The organism is Streptomyces sp. NPDC057307, assembly GCF_042667665.1.
In the GTDB taxonomy this organism is placed as follows: domain Bacteria; phylum Actinomycetota; class Actinomycetes; order Streptomycetales; family Streptomycetaceae; genus Streptomyces.
In genome coordinates, this window is record NZ_JBHUZM010000160.1 from 1 (window position 1) to 16,091 (window position 16,091).

The following is a 16,091-nucleotide window of genomic DNA, read 5'->3' on the forward strand; positions in this document are numbered from 1 at the left end:
AGCCCGCTCCTATCCTGGAGCGGGCAGGCGCACCGTTCTGCCCCGACCTCCTACGGAAGACGGAGCGCGGTCTTGAATCCGAGCACGGCCGACAGACAAATCCCCGTGGTCGTCCTCGCCGGCTTCCTCGGCTCGGGCAAGACGACCCTGCTCAACCACCTCCTGCGGCGCCGGGCCGGTAACCGTATCGCCGTCGTCGTCAACGACTTCGGGGCCGTCGAGATCGACGCCATGACCGTCGCGGGCCAGGTCGGCTCCACGGTCTCACTCGGCAACGGGTGTCTTTGCTGCGCCGTGGACGCGAGCGAACTGGACGGCTATCTGGAGCGGCTGAGCCGCCCCGCCGCGCGGATCGACCTCATCGTCATCGAGGCGAGCGGCCTCGCCGAGCCGCAGGAACTCGTCCGGATGATCCTTGTCGGCGACAATCCGCGCACCGTGTACGGAGGGCTTGTCGAGGTCGTGGACGCGGCCGAGTTCGACGCCACCCGTGAGCGGCACCCCGAGACCGACCGGCACCTCGCCATCGCCGACCTGGTCGTCCTGAACAAGACCGACCGCGTGACACCCGCCGAACACGAGCGCGTCCTCGGCGTGATCGGGACGCTCGGCCCCGGAGCGGCGGTGGTCTCCGCGTCGTACGGGAGGATCGACCCGGGCCTGCTCTTCGACCCGGCCACGCGCTCCGCCGAGGACGAGAAGATCCGTCAGCTCTCCTTCGAGGACCTGACGGCAGACGAGGACCAGGAACACGCGCACCACCCGCACACCGCGTACGAGAGCGTGTCCTACGACGAACCGGCCGCCATGGACCCGCGCCGCCTCATGGCTTTCCTCGACTCGCGGCCGGCAGGGCTCTACCGCGTCAAGGGCTTCGTGGACTTCGGCGCGGCGGACCCGGACAACCGGTACGCCGTACACGCCGTCGGCCGCTTCCTGCGCTTCTGTCCGGAGCCCTGGCCACGGGGCGCCGAGCGCCGTACGCAGCTCGTCCTCATCGGCTCCGGCATCGACCGCGACGCCCTGGAGAAGGAGCTGACGGTCTGCGCCGTCACTGCGGCCGACGCCGACAGCACCGACGAGTCCGCCATGTGGGGCGTCCTGCGCTACGTACGGTCCGAGCCGGCGGCCGAAGAGGCCGCCGACCCGGTCTGAGCACCGAACGTGTACGTCAGCTCGCCGGACCGGCCAGTACGGCGACGACCGACGGCGGCGGCGTACCCGAACCGTCCCTGCGCGGATCCGGCTCCGGCAGCTGGGCCGGTGACCCGTTCTTCAGAGCGGCCCGCACCGGGGCCGCGCCCGCCCAGGCGAAGATCAACAGATCCTCGCCCTTGAGGAAGCGCTGGCAGCGCACCCCGCCGGTGGCCCGCCCCTTGCGCGGATACTGGTCGAACGGCGTGAGCTTCGCCGTCGTCTCCGAGTCGTCCAGCGTGCCGTGCGAGCCCGCGACCGTGTAGACCACCCCGTCGCCCGCCGGGTCGACCGCCGTGAAGGAGATCACCGAGGCGCCGTCGGTCAGCTTGATGCCGGCCATGCCTCCGGCCGGCCTGCCCTGCGGCCTGACCTGCGAAGCCTGGTAGCGCAGCAGTTGGGCGTCGGAGGTGATGAAGACCAGATCCTCCTCGCCCGTACGCAGCTCGGCCGCGCCCACCACCCGGTCGCCCTCCCTGAGGCTGATGACCTCCAACTCGTCCTTGTTGGACGGGTAGTCGGGGACGACCCGCTTGACGACGCCCTGCAGCGTGCCCAGCGCCAGACCGGGCGACGACTCGTCCAGCGTCGTCAGACAGACCAGCTCCTCGTCGGGCTCCAGCGTCAGGAACTCCGCGAGCGGCGCCCCGCCCGAGAGATTCGGCGCGGAAGCGGTGTCGGGCAGCTGGGGCAGGTCGATCACCGAGATCCGCAGCAGCCGTCCGGTCGAGGTGACCGCGCCGACCTCGCCACGCGCGGTCGCGGGCACGGCCGAGACGATCACATCGTGCTTGACCCGCTTGCCGTCGCCGCTGCCCAGCGGCCCGCCGTTGGCCGTACGCGCCAGCAACCCCGTGGAGGACATCAGCACCCGGCACGGGTCGTCGGCCACCTCCAGCGGCACCGCGGCGACCGGCGAACTGCCCGACTCCAGCAGCACCGTGCGCCGGTCGGTGCCGAACTTCTTCGCCACCGTGGCCAGTTCGGCGGAGACGAGCTTGCGCAGCTCGCTGTCGGACTCCAGGATCCCGGTCAGCTCGTCGATCTCGCCGTTGAGCCGGTCGCGCTCGCTCTCCAGCTCGATCCGGTCGAACCGGGTGAGCCGGCGCAGCGGCGTGTCCAGGATGTACTGCGTCTGGATGTCGCTCAGCGAGAAGCGCTCGATCAGCCGCTCCTTGGCCTGCGCCGAGTTGTCGCTCGACCGGATGAGGCGGATGACCTCGTCGATGTCGATGAGCGCGACGAGCAGCCCCTCGACCAGATGCAGCCGGTCGCGCCGCTTGGTCCGGCGGAACTCGCTGCGCCTGCGCACGACGGTGAACCGGTGGTCGAGATAGACCTCCAGCAGCTCCTTGAGCCCCAGCGTCAGCGGCTGGCCGTCCACCAGCGCCACGTTGTTGATGCCGAAGGTCTCCTCCATCGGCGTCAGCTTGTAGAGCTGCTCCAGCACGGCCTCGGGGATGAAACCGTTCTTGATCTCGATGACCAGGCGCAGCCCGTGCATCCGGTCCGTGAGGTCCTTGACGTCGGCGATGCCCATCAGCTTCTTCGCCGAGACGAGGTCCTTGATCTTGGCGATCACCTTCTCCGGGCCGACGGTGAAGGGCAGTTCGGTGACGACGAGGCCCTTACGGCGCGCGGTGACGTCCTCCACGGTGACCGTGGCGCGGATCTTGAACGTCCCGCGCCCGTTCTCGTACGCGTCCTTGATGCCCTGGAGGCCCACGATCCGGCCACCGGTGGGCAGGTCGGGCCCCGGCACGTACCGCATCAGCGTTTCCAGGTCGGCGCCCGGGTGCTTGATCAGATGCCGGGCGGCGGCGATGACCTCGCCCAGATTGTGCGGCGCCATGTTCGTCGCCATACCGACGGCGATCCCGGAGGCGCCGTTGACCAGCAGATTCGGATACGCGGCGGGCAGCGTGACCGGTTCTTGCTCCTGGCCGTCGTAATTCGACTGGAAATCGACGGTGTCCTCGTCGATCGACTCCGTCATGAGTGACGTGGCGTCAGCCATCCGGCACTCCGTGTACCGCATGGCGGCCGGCGGGTCGTCGTTGCCGAGCGAGCCGAAGTTCCCGTGCCCGTCGACCAGCGGCAGCCGCATCGAGAACGGCTGCGCCATCCGGACGAGGGCGTCGTAGATCGACGCGTCCCCGTGCGGGTGCAATTTACCCATCACCTCGCCGACGACGCGGGCGCACTTCACATAGCCGCGGTCGGGGCGCAGGCCCATCTCGTTCATCTGGTACACGATGCGGCGGTGCACCGGCTTCATACCGTCCCGGGCGTCCGGCAGGGCGCGGGAGTAGATCACCGAGTACGCGTACTCAAGGAAGGAGCCCTGCATTTCATCGACCACGTCGATGTCGAGGATCTTCTCCTCGAAGTCCTCCGGCGGCGGGGTCTTCGTGCTGCGGCGGGCCATCGCTGCTGCGGCTCCTTCACAGGTCTGTGCGGTTCTGGGCGGACAACTTGAGGAACTGACGCCGACCATTGTGGCCCGCCGCACCGACAACGCGGACCTCGACCCGTCGTTGAGGGGTCCGAGGCATCGTTTCCGGCGGCCCGGAGCGACCCCGGCGGAGAGCCCACGGAGACGCGCCGAAGGGCTTACCGAGACTCGCCGGGGGGCCGACGGGGCGGCGAGCACGGCCCGATGGCGAGTCCTCGCCGCTTCGTGCGACCCGGGAACTTCGCCACGCGTCTCCACGCTTGCATACAGTGGCAGGACTTCTCCATATCGCGATCGAAGGGACGTACATGCCCATGGGTCACACGGCCACAGCGCAGGCCGGCTCCGGCGGCCTGACAGCGACCGAGCACCGGCTCGCCAACGGACTGCGCGTGGTGCTCTCCGAGGACCACCTGACCCCGGTCGCCGCGGTCTGCCTCTGGTACGACGTCGGCTCACGCCACGAGGTCAAGGGCCGTACGGGCCTCGCCCACCTCTTCGAGCACCTGATGTTCCAGGGCTCGAAGCAGGTCAAGGGCAACGGTCACTTCGAGCTGGTGCAGGGCGCCGGCGGCTCGCTCAACGGCACCACCAGTTTCGAGCGCACCAACTACTTCGAGACCATGCCCACCCACCAGCTGGAGCTCGCCCTCTGGCTGGAGGCCGACCGCATGGGCTCGCTGCTCTCCTCCCTGGACGACGAGGGGATGGAGAACCAGCGCGACGTCGTGAAGAACGAACGCCGCCAGCGTTACGACAACGTGCCCTACGGCACCGCGTTCGAGCGCCTGACCGCGCTCTCCTACCCCGAGGGCCACCCGTACCACCACACCCCGATCGGCTCGATGGCCGACCTGGACGCGGCGACCCTCGACGACGCGCGGCAGTTCTTCCGTACGTACTACGCGCCGAACAACGCGGTGCTGTCGGTCGTCGGCGACATCGACCCCGAGCAGACGCTCGCCTGGGTCGAGAAGTACTTCGGCTCGATCCCCGGCCACGACGGCAAGCAGCCGCCGCGCGACGGCTCGCTGCCCGACACCATCGGCGAGCAGCTTCGCGAGGAGATCCACGAGGACGTCCCGGCGCGCGCGCTGATGGCCGCCTACCGGCTGCCGCAGGACGGCACCCGCGAGGCCGACGCCGCCGACCTGGCGCTCACCGTCCTCGGCGGCGGCGAGTCCTCCCGCCTCCACAACCGCCTGGTGCGCCGCGACCGTACGGCCGTCGCCGCCGGATTCGGGCTGCTGCGCCTCGCCGGCGCGCCCTCGCTCGGCTGGCTGGACGTGAAGACGTCCGGCGGCGTCGAGGTCCCGCAGATCGAGGCCGCGGTCGACGAGGAGCTGGCCCGGTTCGCGGCCGAGGGCCCCACGGCCGAGGAAATGGAGCGCGCCCAGGCCCAGTTGGAGCGCGAATGGCTCGACCGGCTCGGTACGGTCGCGGGCCGCGCGGACGAACTGTGCCGGTTCGCGGTGCTGTTCGGCGACCCGCAGCTGGCGCTCACCGCCGTCCAGCGGGTGCTGGACGTCACGGCCGACGAGGTGCGCGCGGTGGCCGAGGCCCGGCTGCGCCCGGACAACAGGGCGGTGCTGGTCTACGAGCCGACGACCGCCGACGACGAGGACGCCGCCTCCGACGAGATCACCGACGAGCACGAGGGGGCGGACCAGTGACCGACGCTGCCGTGACCATGGAGTTCCACCCGCAGCCGACGGCCGGAGAGGCCAGGCCCTGGGCGTTTCCCGCGCCCGAGCGCGGCGCGCTGCCCAACGGACTGACGGTGCTGCGCTGCCACCGCCCCGGCCAGCAGGTGGTGGCCGTCGAGATCTCCCTGGCCGCTCCGCTGGAGGCGGAGCCCGAGGGACTGGACGGCGTCGCCACGATCATGGCCCGCGCGCTGTCCGAGGGCACCGACAAGCACACCGCCGAGGAGTTCGCCGCCGAGCTGGAGCGCTGCGGCGCCACCCTCGACGCGCACGCCGACCACCCCGGCGTCCGGGTCTCCCTGGAGGTCCCGGTCTCCCGGCTGCCCAAGGCGCTCGGACTGCTCGCCGACGCCCTGCGCGCGCCGCTGTTCTCGGAGAGCGAGGTCGGCCGGCTCGTCACGAACCGGCTGGACGAGATCCCGCACGAGCAGGCCAACCCGGCCCGCCGCGCGGCCAAGCAGCTCTCCAAGGAGCTGTTCCCGGTCACCTCGCGCATGTCGCGTCCGCGCCAGGGCACCGAGGAGACCGTCGGACGCATCGACGCGAAGGGCGTCCGCGCCTTCTACGACGCGCATGTCCGCCCGGCCACCGCCACTGCGGTGATCGTCGGCGACCTCACCGGCGTGGACGTCGACGCGCTGCTCGCCGAGACCCTCGGTGACTGGACGGGCGACACCTCGGAGCCGCGCCCCGTGCCGCCGGTGACGGCCGACGACACCGGCCGTGTGGTCATCGTGGACCGGCCCGGAGCCGTACAGACCCAGCTCCTGATCGGCCGGGTCGGTCCCGACCGGCACGACCGCGTCTGGCCGGCCCAGGTGCTCGGCACGTACTGCCTGGGCGGCACGCTCACCTCCCGGCTCGACCGGGTGCTGCGCGAGGAGAAGGGCTACACGTACGGCGTGCGGTCCTTCGCGCAGGTGCTGCGCTCCGACCCGCACGGCACGGGCGCCTCCATGCTCGCCATCAGCGGCTCCGTGGACACCGAGTCGACCGGGCCCGCGCTGGACGACCTGTGGAAGGTCCTGCGCACGCTCGCGGCCGAAGGGCTGACGGACGCCGAGCGCGAGACGGCCGTGCAGAATCTGGTCGGCGTCGCGCCGCTGAAGTACGAGACGGCCGCGTCCGTCGCGGACACGCTCGCCGACCAGGTCGAGCAGCACCTCCCGGACGACTTCCAGGCGCAGCTGTACGCGCGCCTGGCCGAGACCGGCACGGTCGAGGCGACGGCCGCCGTCGTCAGCGCCTTCCCGGGCGACCGGCTGGTCACGGTGCTCGTCGGGGACGCCTCGGTGATCCGGGAGCCGATCGAGGCCCTGGGGATCGGCGAGGTGAAGGTCGTCACCGGCTGAGGCCGATGACGACGACGACCGCCCGTCGGCTCGGTGCGGACGTCCGATCAGCACGGACAAAGGGAACCCCGGTGACGAACCAGTCGCCGGGGTTCCCCGCTATGTCCGCATTCATGAGGAGGTTGCCTGAATGCCCTGTGGCGTGCGCTACAAAAGGGCCTGTCTGTTTGGTGATTGAAAGATGACCCCTTTAGCGTCGGTCCGGCTGTTCGCCAGAGCCCGCCGCATCCGCGGCACCGGACAGCCATCGCCGAGTCCCCGTCAGGCGCGAGCCTGGGGAGCCGGGGACCCAATCATGTCCCTGGGGTGAATCGGGGGCCTTCGCGTGATCCGCGGAGGAGCCCGTAGGAGACCTTCCTGCTCCGAACCCGTCAGCTAACCCGGTAGGCGAGAAGGAAGGAAAGGACCAGCCACTTCATGGCGTTCACCCGTGCCACCGGGAAGCACCGTGCCCCGAGCCGAATGACGCGCCGAGGCGCGAACTTCGCCGGAGTCGCGACTCTCACCGCCGCCGGTGTCATCGGCACCCTCGGATCCCCGGCGCTCGCCGCCGACATGGAGGCGGCCGTCGCCCAGGACACCGCTCCGGTCACCCCGGCCCGCGCCATCGTCATCGACGACTCCCTCGCCGCGACGATCGACGCCCAGGCCGACGCCCAGCATCTGGCCGCCCAGAAGGCCGCGGCGGCGAAGGCGCGGGCGGAGGCCGCTGCCCGCGCCAAGGCCGAGGCGAAGCGCAAGGCGGAGGCCCGCGCGAAGGAACTGCGCGAGGCCAAGGAGCGCGCGGCACGGGCCGCGGAGCGCGAGCGCCTCAACTCCTACCAACTCCCCGTCGCCGGCTCCCCGGTCACCACCGGCTACCAGACCGGCGGCGCGCTCTGGTCCTCCGGCAGCCACTCCGGCGTCGACTTCCGCGCGGCGTCCGGCACTTCGGTCGTGGCCGTCGGCGCGGGCACCGTCGTGGAGGCCGGCTGGGGCGGCGCGTACGGCAACAACGTCGTCATCCGCATGAACGACGGCACGTACACCCAGTACGGACACCTCTCCTCGATCGGCGTCACCGTCGGCCAGAGCGTCACGCCGGGCGCGCCGATCGCGCTCTCGGGCTCGACCGGCAACTCGACCGGCCCGCACCTGCACTTCGAGGCGCGGACGAGCGCGGAGTACGGCTCCGACATCGACCCCGTCGCGTACCTGCGCGCGCACGGCGTCAGCGTCTGACTCTCTACGCGCGGAGAACGCGACCATGCGCGGAGACACGACTGCGCGCGGAGACATGACGAAGGCCCCGGCGTCCTGCCGGGGCCTTCGTCGTGCGTGTGCGATTCAGCGCGTGTGCGGCTCGGCGCGTGTGCGATTCGGTGCGTGTGCGGTTCAGACGGTCTCGGGCAGCTCGTCCAGACCCTCGGCGACCAGCTTCGCCAGCCGGTCCAGCGCGGCGTCCGCGCCGTCCGCGTCGGAGAACAGGACGATCTCCTCGCCGCCCTGCGCGCCCAGTCCCAGCACGGCGAGCATCGACGCCGCGTTGACCGGGCTGCCGTCGGCCTTGGCGATCGTCACGGGAACGCCGGAGGCCGTGGCGGCACGGACGAAGATGGAGGCGGGACGGGCGTGCAGGCCCTCGGCCCAGCCGACGTTGACGCGGCGCTCAGCCATGGTGTTGCCCTTCAAAGTCACAGTTGTTGTCTAGACCAGTGTCTCATGTGCCCCGTAACGGACCGATGAGGCACCCCCAGCCTGCCCCGGCCGCGCAGCCGCCGCTACCGGTGCGCGCGCCGTAGGCTCTCCCCATGACGCCGCCGTCACAGCACGCGTACCCCGCTCACTGGGAAGCAGACGTGGTCCTGCGCGACGGGGGCACCGCCCGCGTCCGGCCCATCACCACCGACGACGCCGAGCGGCTGGTCAGCTTCTACGAACAGGTCTCCGACGAGTCGAAGTACTACCGCTTCTTCGCGCCCTACCCCCGGCTCTCCGACAAGGACGTCTACCGGTTCACCCACCACGACTACGTGGACCGGGTGGGCCTCGCCGTCACCGTCGGCGGCGAGTTCGTCGCCACCGTCCGCTACGACCGCATCGACGGCCGGGGCATGCCCGCCTCCGCCCCGGCCGACGAGGCCGAGGTCGCCTTCCTCGTCCAGGACGCGCACCAGGGGCGCGGGATCGCCTCCGCGCTCCTCGAACACATCGCCGCGGTGGCGCGCGAGCGCGGGATCCGGCGCTTCGCGGCGGAGGTGCTGCCCGCCAACAACAAGATGATCAAGGTGTTCCGGGACGCCGGGTTCACCCAGAAACGCAACTTCGAGGACGGCTCGGTCCGCCTCGTCCTCGACCTCGAACCGACCGCGGAGTCCCTCGCCGTCCAGCGGGGCCGCGAGCAGCGCGCCGAGGCGCGCTCGGTGCAGCGGCTCCTCGGCCCGTCGTCCGTGGCCGTCGTCGGCGCCGGACGCACGGCGGGCGGCGTGGGACGGGCGGTGCTGCGCAATCTGCTCGACGGGGGTTTCACGGGGCGTACGTACGCGGTGAATCTGGCCCTGCCCCCGGAACTGGCCGAGATCGACGGCGTCCCCGCCGTACGCTCCCTCGCGGAGATCCGGGAACCCGTCGATCTCGCGATCGTCGCCGTGCCCGCCGAGCGGGTGCCCGAAGTCGTCGCCGACTGCGGCGAACACGGCGTCCAGGGCCTGGTCGTCCTGTCCGCCGGATACGCGGAGAGCGGGCCCGTCGGCCGGGAGCGGCAGCGCGCGCTGGTGCGGCAGGCGCGCTCGTACGGGATGCGGGTCATCGGGCCCAACGCGTTCGGCGTCATCAACACCTCGCCGTCCGTCCGGCTGAACGCCTCGCTCGCGCCCGAGCCGCCCGACCGGGGGCGGATCGGCCTCTTCACCCAGTCGGGCGCGATCGGCATCGCGCTGCTCGCCGGGCTGGTACGGCGCGGCGCCGGCCTGTCCACCTTCATCTCGGCGGGCAACCGCGCGGACGTCTCGGGCAACGACTTCCTCCAGTACTGGCACGACGACCCGGACACCGACGTCGTGCTGCTGTACCTCGAATCGATCGGCAACCCACGGAAGTTCACGCGTCTGGCGAGGCGTACGGGGGCGGTGAAGCCGGTCGTCGTCGCGAAGGGCGCGCGGCACAGCGGCAGCGCGCCGCCGGGGCACTCGGTGCCCGTCACCCGCATTCCCGAAGCGACGGTCTCGGCGCTGCTCAGCCAGGCGGGCGTGATCCGCGTGGACACCGTCACGGAACTGGTGGACGCGGGCCTCCTGCTCGCGACCCAGCCCCTGCCGGCGGGGCCGCACGTGGCGATCCTCGGCAACTCGGAGTCGCTCGGGCTGCTCACGTACGACGCCTGCCTGACGGAGGGCCTGCGCCCGCTGCCCCCACTCGACCTCACGACATCGGCCCGCCCGGAGGACTTCCGTACGGCACTGGCCACGGCACTCGCGGACCCGGGCTGCGACGCGGTCGTCGTCACGGCGATCCCCTGGGTCGGCGAGAACGGCACGAGGGAATCGGGCGACGGCGAGGTCTTGGCGACGGCGCTGCGCGAGGCGGCCGCGATGTCCCCGGCGAAGCCGGTGGCGGTGGTCCACGTCGAGATCGGCGGCCTGGCGAAGGCACTCTCGGCGGCCACGACGACGGCGCCCCGGCCGGGGCCGATGCCGGGCGCCGCGTCGGACGGTACGACGGCCGCCGACGCGACCACGCCCGTGGCGGGGGACGGCGCGCCCGGTCACGGCCGGGCCCCCGAGGGCCCGAACCCCGCCACCACCCCCGCCCCCGAGGACCTGGTCGCCCGGCCCGTGTCGGTGCCCGGCACCGTCGCCGCGCCGCCCCGCCGGTCGGCGGACGGCACCGACCCGGCAGCCGACACCGCTCCCGACCCCACCCCCACCCCCACCCCCGGCCGGATCCCCGCCTACCCCGCCGCCGAGCGGGCCGTGCGGGCGCTCAGCCAGGCCGTCACGTACGCGCAGTGGCGGCGGCAGGCCGCCGAGCCCGGCAAGGTGCCCGAGTACGACGACATCGACGAGAACGGGGCCGCCGGACTCATCGAGCGGATGCTCGGCGCCGCGGCCCCCGACCCGCGGGGGACGACCCTCGGGGACGACGACACCCGCGAACTGCTCGGCCGGTACGGGATCGCCGTACGGCCCACCCTCCCCGCGCCCGGACCCGACGACGCCGTCGAGGCCGCCGCGCGGCTCGGCTACCCCGTCGCGCTCAAGACCACCGCGCCGCAGCTGCGCCACCGGGCCGACCTCGGCGGCGTACGGCTCGATCTCACCGACGAGGCGCAGCTGCGGACGGCGTACCGCGAACTCACCGAACTGCTCGGCGAACCCGCCGAACTGCGCCCCGTCGTCCAGGCCATGGCACCGCGCGGCGTGGACACCGTCGTGCGCGCGGTCATCGACCCGGCGGCCGGCGCCGTGCTCTCGTTCGGGCTGGCGGGGGTGGCCTCCGAGCTGCTGGGCGATGTGGCGCACCGGCTGGTCCCCGTCACCGACCGCGACGCCGCCGAACTGCTCCGCTCCATCCGCACGGCACCGCTCCTCTTCGGCTGGCGCGGCTCCGCGCCCGTCGACACCGCCGCCCTCGAAGAGCTCCTGCTCCGGGTGTCCCGCCTCGTCGACGACCACCCGGAGATCGTCTCCGTCGCGCTCGAACCGGTGGTGGTCGCCGCGCACGGCCTCTCCGTGCTCGGCGCGAGCGTCCGCCTCGCCCCACCACCGTCCCGCGACGACCTCGGCCCCCGCCGTCTCCCCAGCTACTAGGCCCTGTCTTCAAAGTCCCACCAGGCCCGATCCCGCACGGTCCTGGCCATCCACCCCGCCACCGTAGGATGGGGCCATGGCGAAGACCGGTACGACGACCCAGGGGCTGCGCACGGCGATCGAGCGCAGTGGCTACTACCCGGCTCTCGTGGCCGAAGCGGTGGAAGCCGCTGTCGGAGGCGAGCAGATCGCTTCGTATCTGGTGCACCAGGAGACGACGTTCGACTCCAACGAGGTCCGCCGGCATGTCACCGTCCTCGTCCTGACCGCCCACCGCTTCATCGTCAGCCACACCGACGAGCAGGCCGCCGACACCAGTTCGCCGACGCCGTACGCCACGACCTCGACCGAGTCCGTCAAGCTGGACCGGATCTCGTCCGTCGTCGTCAGCCGCGTCGTGGCGAACCCCGAGTCGTACACCCCCGGCACCCTGCCCCGCGAGGTCGTCCTCACCATCGGCTGGGGCGCCGTCGCCCGGATCGATCTGGAGCCGGCCGCCTGCGGCGACCCCAACTGCGAGGCGGACCACGGCTACACGGGCAATTCCACCGCCGACGACCTGAGCCTGCGCGTCAGCGAGGCCGGTGACGGACCCGACACCGTACGGCAGACACTCGTCTTCGCCCAGTCGCTCTCCGAAGCCACCGCGGCCGCCCCGTCGTCGACCGGCCGTTGATGGCCGCCCCGCCCGCCGCCTGGCAGGACCCGGTCCCGCTCGCCCTGGACACCGCGCCCGTCCCCGAGTACGGGGGCGGCTCGCTCGCCGACCTGCTGCCGACCCTCGTCGCCGGTCAGGGCGTCAGCGTCCCGGGCCCCGTCCCCGGCACCCCGGCCGCCGTCATCCCCGAACTCACCCCGGCCGACCGCAACTGCGTCTTCCTGATCGACGGCCTCGGCTGGCAGCAGATCAAGGACCACCCCGACGAGGCGCCGTATCTGACGTCGCTGCTGGGCACCTCCCGCGGCGGCACCGGCCGGCCGATCACCGTCGGATTCCCCGCCACCACCGCGACGTCCCTCGCCTCCATCGGTACGGGCCTGCCGCCGGGCGTCCACGGCATGCCCGGCTACACCGTGCGCGACCCCGCGACCGGCGCCCTGATGAACCAGCTCCGCTGGCGCCCCTGGACCGACCCGCACGTGTGGCAGCCGTATCCCACGCTCTTCCAGCTCGCCGACGCCGCCGGGATCCACACCGCCCAGGTGTCGTCCCCGATCTTCGAACGCACCCCGCTCACCGACGTCGCCCTGAGCGGCGGCACCTTCCACGGCCGCCTCTCCGGCGAGGAGCGGATGGACCTCGCCGCCGCCCAACTGGGCGCGGGGGACCGGTCGCTGGTCTACACGTACTACAGCGAGGTCGACGGCAAGGGCCACAAGTTCGGCATGGACTCCGACGCCTGGCGCGGCCAGTTGATGTACGTGGACCGGCTCGCCCAGCGCCTCGCCGAGCAACTGCCGCCGCGCTCCGCCCTGTACATCACCGCCGACCACGGCATGATCGACATCCCCTTCGACGAGGAGTCGCGCATCGACTTCGACGAGGACTGGGAGCTGCGCGCCGGTGTGGCCCTCCTCGGCGGCGAGGGCCGCGCCCGCCACGTCTACGCGGTACCGGGCGCCGAGGCCGACGTCCACACCGTCTGGCGCGAGGTGCTGGGCGAGCGCTTCTGGGTCGCGAGCCGCGACGAGGCCATCGCCGCGGGCTGGTTCGGCCCACCGGACGCGGTCGAGGAGCGGGTTTACGGCCGGATCGGCGACGTCGTGGCCGCCGCCCACGACGACGTGGTCATCACCGCCTCCGTCCATGAGCCGCGCGAGTCCGAGATGGTCGGGATGCACGGCTCGATGACCCCCGTCGAGCAGTTGGTCCCCCTCCTCGAAGTACGCTCGTAGCCGCCCCGACCACCGTGTCCCGGCGCCTCGCCGACCCCGTCCGTATCTGAAAGGCCGTCACTTCCTCATGCCCGAGCTGGTGTTCTTCTCCGGAACGATGGACTGCGGAAAGAGCACCCTGGCTCTGCAGATCGAGCACAACCGCTCGGCCCGCGGCCTCCTCGGCATGATCTTCACGCGCGACGACCGCGCGGGCGAGGGCAAGCTCTCCTCCCGGCTCGGCCTGGTGACCGACGCCGTCGAGGCGGCCGAGGGCTTCGACTTCTACGCGTACATCGTCGACCGCCTCTCCCAGGGCGGCCGTTGCGACTACGTCATCGCCGACGAGGCGCAGTTCCTCGCGCCCGAGCAGGTCGACCAGCTCGCCCGGATCGTGGACGACCTCGACCTGGACGTCTTCGCCTTCGGCATCACCACGGACTTCCGCACCAAGCTCTTCCCCGGCTCGCAGCGGCTGGTGGAACTCGCCGACCGTGTCGAGGTCCTGCAGGTCGAGGCGTTGTGCTGGTGCGGCGCACGGGCCACGCACAACGCCCGTTCGGTCGGCGGTGTGATGGTGGTCGAAGGCGCCCAGGTCGTCGTCGGCGACGTCCACCAGTCGCAGGACGAGGTCGGCTACGAGGTGCTGTGCCGGCGCCACCACCGGCGCCGTATGACCGCGGCCACGGCACGGGCCGCCGCGCTCTCGCCGGACGTGCTGCCCGTCGAGATCGGCGCCCAGGCGGACGCGGTACGGACCGGAGCGGCCCGCCGGGAGGCCGTACACCGCGACGACGCCCACGCCTCCGGCCGCTGACTCAGCGATCCGCCGAGCGCACCACGCTGAAGACCGCGCCCTCCGGGTCCGCCACGGTCGCCACCCGCCCCGCCGCCGTCTCCCACGGCGGCTCGATGACGTGGCCGCCCAACTCGGTGATGAGCCGCGCCGCGGCGTCCGTGTCGTCCACCTCGAAGTACGTCATCCAGTGCGACCCCCGGATCGGGCCCAGGCCCTCGCCCACGCCGTGCAGCGTCGCCACCGCGTGCCCGTCGAGGCGCAGTGTCACCACGTCGTCCCGGCTCCCGTCCGGGCCGGACGTCTCCAGCTCGTAGCCGAAGACCGACCGGTAGAACGTGCTCACCCACGCGGCCTCGCGGGTCACCAACTCGTTCCAGACCGGCGTCCCGTGCGGCCCGGCCACCGCGGTGCCGGTGTGCGCCTGCGCCTGCCAGATCCCGAAGACCGCGCCGGCCGGATCCGACGCCATGGCCAGGCGCCCCTCCTCGCCCGCGTCCAGCGGCCCCACTCCGACGGTGCCGCCGCAGCCCCTGATCGCCTCGGCCGTCTTGTCGGCGTCGTCCGTGGCGAGATACGTCGTCCACGCGAGCGGCAGCCGTCTGCCCGGCGCCAGTTCGCCGATTCCGGCGACCTCCTTGCCGTCGAGGACAGCACGCACGTACGGGCCGAACTGCTGGGCCCCCGGCACCTGGACGAACTCCCAGCCGAACAGCGCCCCGTAGAAGTCCCGCGTCGTGCCGAGGCTGTGCACCATCAGACTCACCCAGCACGGTGTGCCGGGTCTGCGCCGGATCGGTGCCTCGGTCATTGTCGCTCTCCTCTCGAACCGTTCGCGGACGGTCGTGATCGGGACGGACATGCTGAAGACAGGCCGCACGCCTCGAAACGGCGCGGCCCGGTGCCCGAGCAGATGGTTCCACTCCCCGCCGCGCACCGCGCCCCGGCCGCGCCGCTTTTGGCGTGATCTAGCAAGAGGATGACTGTTTTGACAAGGACGTAACGTTGCCGTGTTATGGCGCGCCGGGTCGAAGCCGAACGCCCTTGCCGGTAGGCGAGGATGGCACGTATGACAGCCATCATCTCCGCGTCCGAACTCGCCGACGCGACGGCCGGACCCCGGCCGCCCGTTCTGCTCGACGTCCGCTACGTGCCCGGCGCCCCGCCCGGCCGCCCGGAGTACGAGGCCGGCCATCTGCCGGGCGCCGTTTTCGTCGACCTCGAAGCGGAACTGTCCGACCCGCCCGGCGCCGGTGGCCGTCATCCGCTGCCCGACGTCGCGGCGTTCGGCGCGGTGATGCGCCGCGCGGGTGTCTCGACCGGCACACCGGTCGTCGTCTACGACGCCGGTCTGGGCTGGGCCGCGGCCCGCGCCTGGTGGATGCTGCGCTGGACAGGCCATCGGGACGTACGGGTGCTGGACGGCGGACTCGCGGGCTGGGACGGCCCGTTGACCACCGAGATCCCGACACCGCGGGAGGGCGACTTCACCCCCGTACCGAATTCGCTTCCCCTGCTCGACGCGGACGGCGCGGCCGCGCTGGCCCGCGACGGGCTGCTGTTCGACGCGCGGGCGGCCGAGCGTTACCGGGGCGACGTCGAACCGCTGGACCGGGTCGGCGGGCACATTCCGGGCGCGGTCTCGGCGCCCACCTCCGAGAACGTCGGCGCCGACGGCCGCTTCCTCCCGGCCGAGACGCTCGCCGCCCGGTTCAAGGCCCTGGGCGCGACGGCCGACGGCACGGGCCCGGCGGTCGGCGTCTACTGCGGCTCCGGGGTGTCGGCGGCGCACCAGTTGGTGGCGCTGGAGATCGCGGGCATTCCGGCGGCGCTGTACGCCGGTTCGTGGTCGGAGTGGACGGCGGACCCCGCGCGCCCGGTGGCGACGGGCCCCGACCCCCAATAGAGCCCCGGGGAGTGAGACGT

Annotated in this window: 12 protein-coding genes and 1 riboswitch; of the genes, 9 read left to right on the forward strand and 3 right to left on the reverse strand. The window is 72.2% G+C overall.

The genetic code is table 11. The features are described from left to right. Positions 1-72 precede the first annotated feature (72 nt). Complete coding sequence (locus tag ACFUN8_RS32670) at positions 73-1,155, forward strand: CobW family GTP-binding protein (protein WP_383645694.1); 1,083 nt, start codon at positions 73-75, stop codon at positions 1,153-1,155. A 16-nt stretch (positions 1,156-1,171) separates the two neighbouring features. Here the strand turns inward: ACFUN8_RS32670 and ACFUN8_RS32675 are convergent, their stop codons facing one another. Continuing rightward, positions 1,172-3,622, reverse strand: a complete 2,451-nt coding sequence (locus ACFUN8_RS32675; protein ID WP_383645697.1) for a DNA topoisomerase (ATP-hydrolyzing) subunit A — start codon at positions 3,620-3,622, stop codon at positions 1,172-1,174. Positions 3,623-3,957: 335 nt separating this feature from the next. On the opposite strand from ACFUN8_RS32675, the gene ACFUN8_RS32680 reads away from it, so the two are divergent. From ACFUN8_RS32680 to ACFUN8_RS32690, 3 genes are all read left to right on the forward strand, one after another. Continuing rightward, positions 3,958-5,322 (forward strand): M16 family metallopeptidase, encoded by a 1,365-nt coding sequence (locus ACFUN8_RS32680; protein WP_382572351.1) that lies wholly within the window; start codon positions 3,958-3,960, stop codon positions 5,320-5,322. Between the two features lie 17 nt (positions 5,323-5,339). Then, a complete protein-coding gene (locus ACFUN8_RS32685; RefSeq protein ID WP_383645717.1) occupies positions 5,340-6,707 on the forward strand; it encodes a M16 family metallopeptidase in 1,368 nt (455 codons plus the stop codon). A gap of 238 nt (positions 6,708-6,945) precedes the next feature. Continuing rightward, positions 6,946-7,112: riboswitch (cyclic di-AMP (ydaO/yuaA leader) on the forward strand. Between the two features lie 12 nt (positions 7,113-7,124). Continuing rightward, positions 7,125-7,928, forward strand: coding sequence for a M23 family metallopeptidase (locus ACFUN8_RS32690; RefSeq protein ID WP_383645700.1), 804 nt, complete (start codon positions 7,125-7,127; stop codon positions 7,926-7,928). Positions 7,929-8,081: 153 nt separating this feature from the next. Here ACFUN8_RS32690 and ACFUN8_RS32695 read toward each other — a convergent pair whose 3' ends face one another. Then, entirely contained in the window at positions 8,082-8,363 is a 282-nt protein-coding gene (locus tag ACFUN8_RS32695; protein ID WP_383645702.1) for an HPr family phosphocarrier protein, read from the reverse strand. Between the two features lie 134 nt (positions 8,364-8,497). Here ACFUN8_RS32695 and ACFUN8_RS32700 point away from each other — a divergent pair, with 134 nt between their 5' ends. The 4 genes from ACFUN8_RS32700 to ACFUN8_RS32715 all read left to right on the forward strand — a co-directional run bounded on the left by ACFUN8_RS32700 (position 8,498) and on the right by ACFUN8_RS32715 (position 14,186). Then, complete coding sequence (locus tag ACFUN8_RS32700) at positions 8,498-11,494, forward strand: GNAT family N-acetyltransferase (protein ID WP_383645705.1); 2,997 nt, start codon at positions 8,498-8,500, stop codon at positions 11,492-11,494. A 76-nt stretch (positions 11,495-11,570) separates the two neighbouring features. Then, on the forward strand, positions 11,571-12,170 hold the full coding sequence (locus ACFUN8_RS32705) for a DUF5998 family protein (protein WP_355180670.1): 600 nt from the start codon (positions 11,571-11,573) through the stop codon (positions 12,168-12,170). Continuing rightward, positions 12,170-13,390 carry an alkaline phosphatase family protein gene (locus ACFUN8_RS32710; RefSeq protein ID WP_383645707.1) on the forward strand — a complete coding sequence of 407 codons (1,221 nt, stop codon included), beginning with the start codon at positions 12,170-12,172 and terminating at the stop codon, positions 13,388-13,390. Before ACFUN8_RS32705 ends, ACFUN8_RS32710 begins: the two co-directional genes overlap by 1 nt. 67 nt (positions 13,391-13,457) lie before the next feature. Then, the gene (locus ACFUN8_RS32715; protein WP_383645710.1) at positions 13,458-14,186 is read left to right on the forward strand and encodes a thymidine kinase; all 729 of its coding nucleotides are present in this window, start codon (positions 13,458-13,460) and stop codon (positions 14,184-14,186) included. Position 14,187: 1 nt separating this feature from the next. On the opposite strand, the gene ACFUN8_RS32720 is transcribed toward ACFUN8_RS32715, so the two are convergent. After that, on the reverse strand, positions 14,188-14,976 hold the full coding sequence (locus ACFUN8_RS32720) for a VOC family protein (protein WP_383645712.1): 789 nt from the start codon (positions 14,974-14,976) through the stop codon (positions 14,188-14,190). A 258-nt stretch (positions 14,977-15,234) separates the two neighbouring features. Here ACFUN8_RS32720 and ACFUN8_RS32725 point away from each other — a divergent pair, with 258 nt between their 5' ends. Next, positions 15,235-16,071, forward strand: coding sequence for a sulfurtransferase (locus ACFUN8_RS32725; protein ID WP_383645715.1), 837 nt, complete (start codon positions 15,235-15,237; stop codon positions 16,069-16,071). The last annotated feature ends 20 nt before the right edge of the window (positions 16,072-16,091 follow it).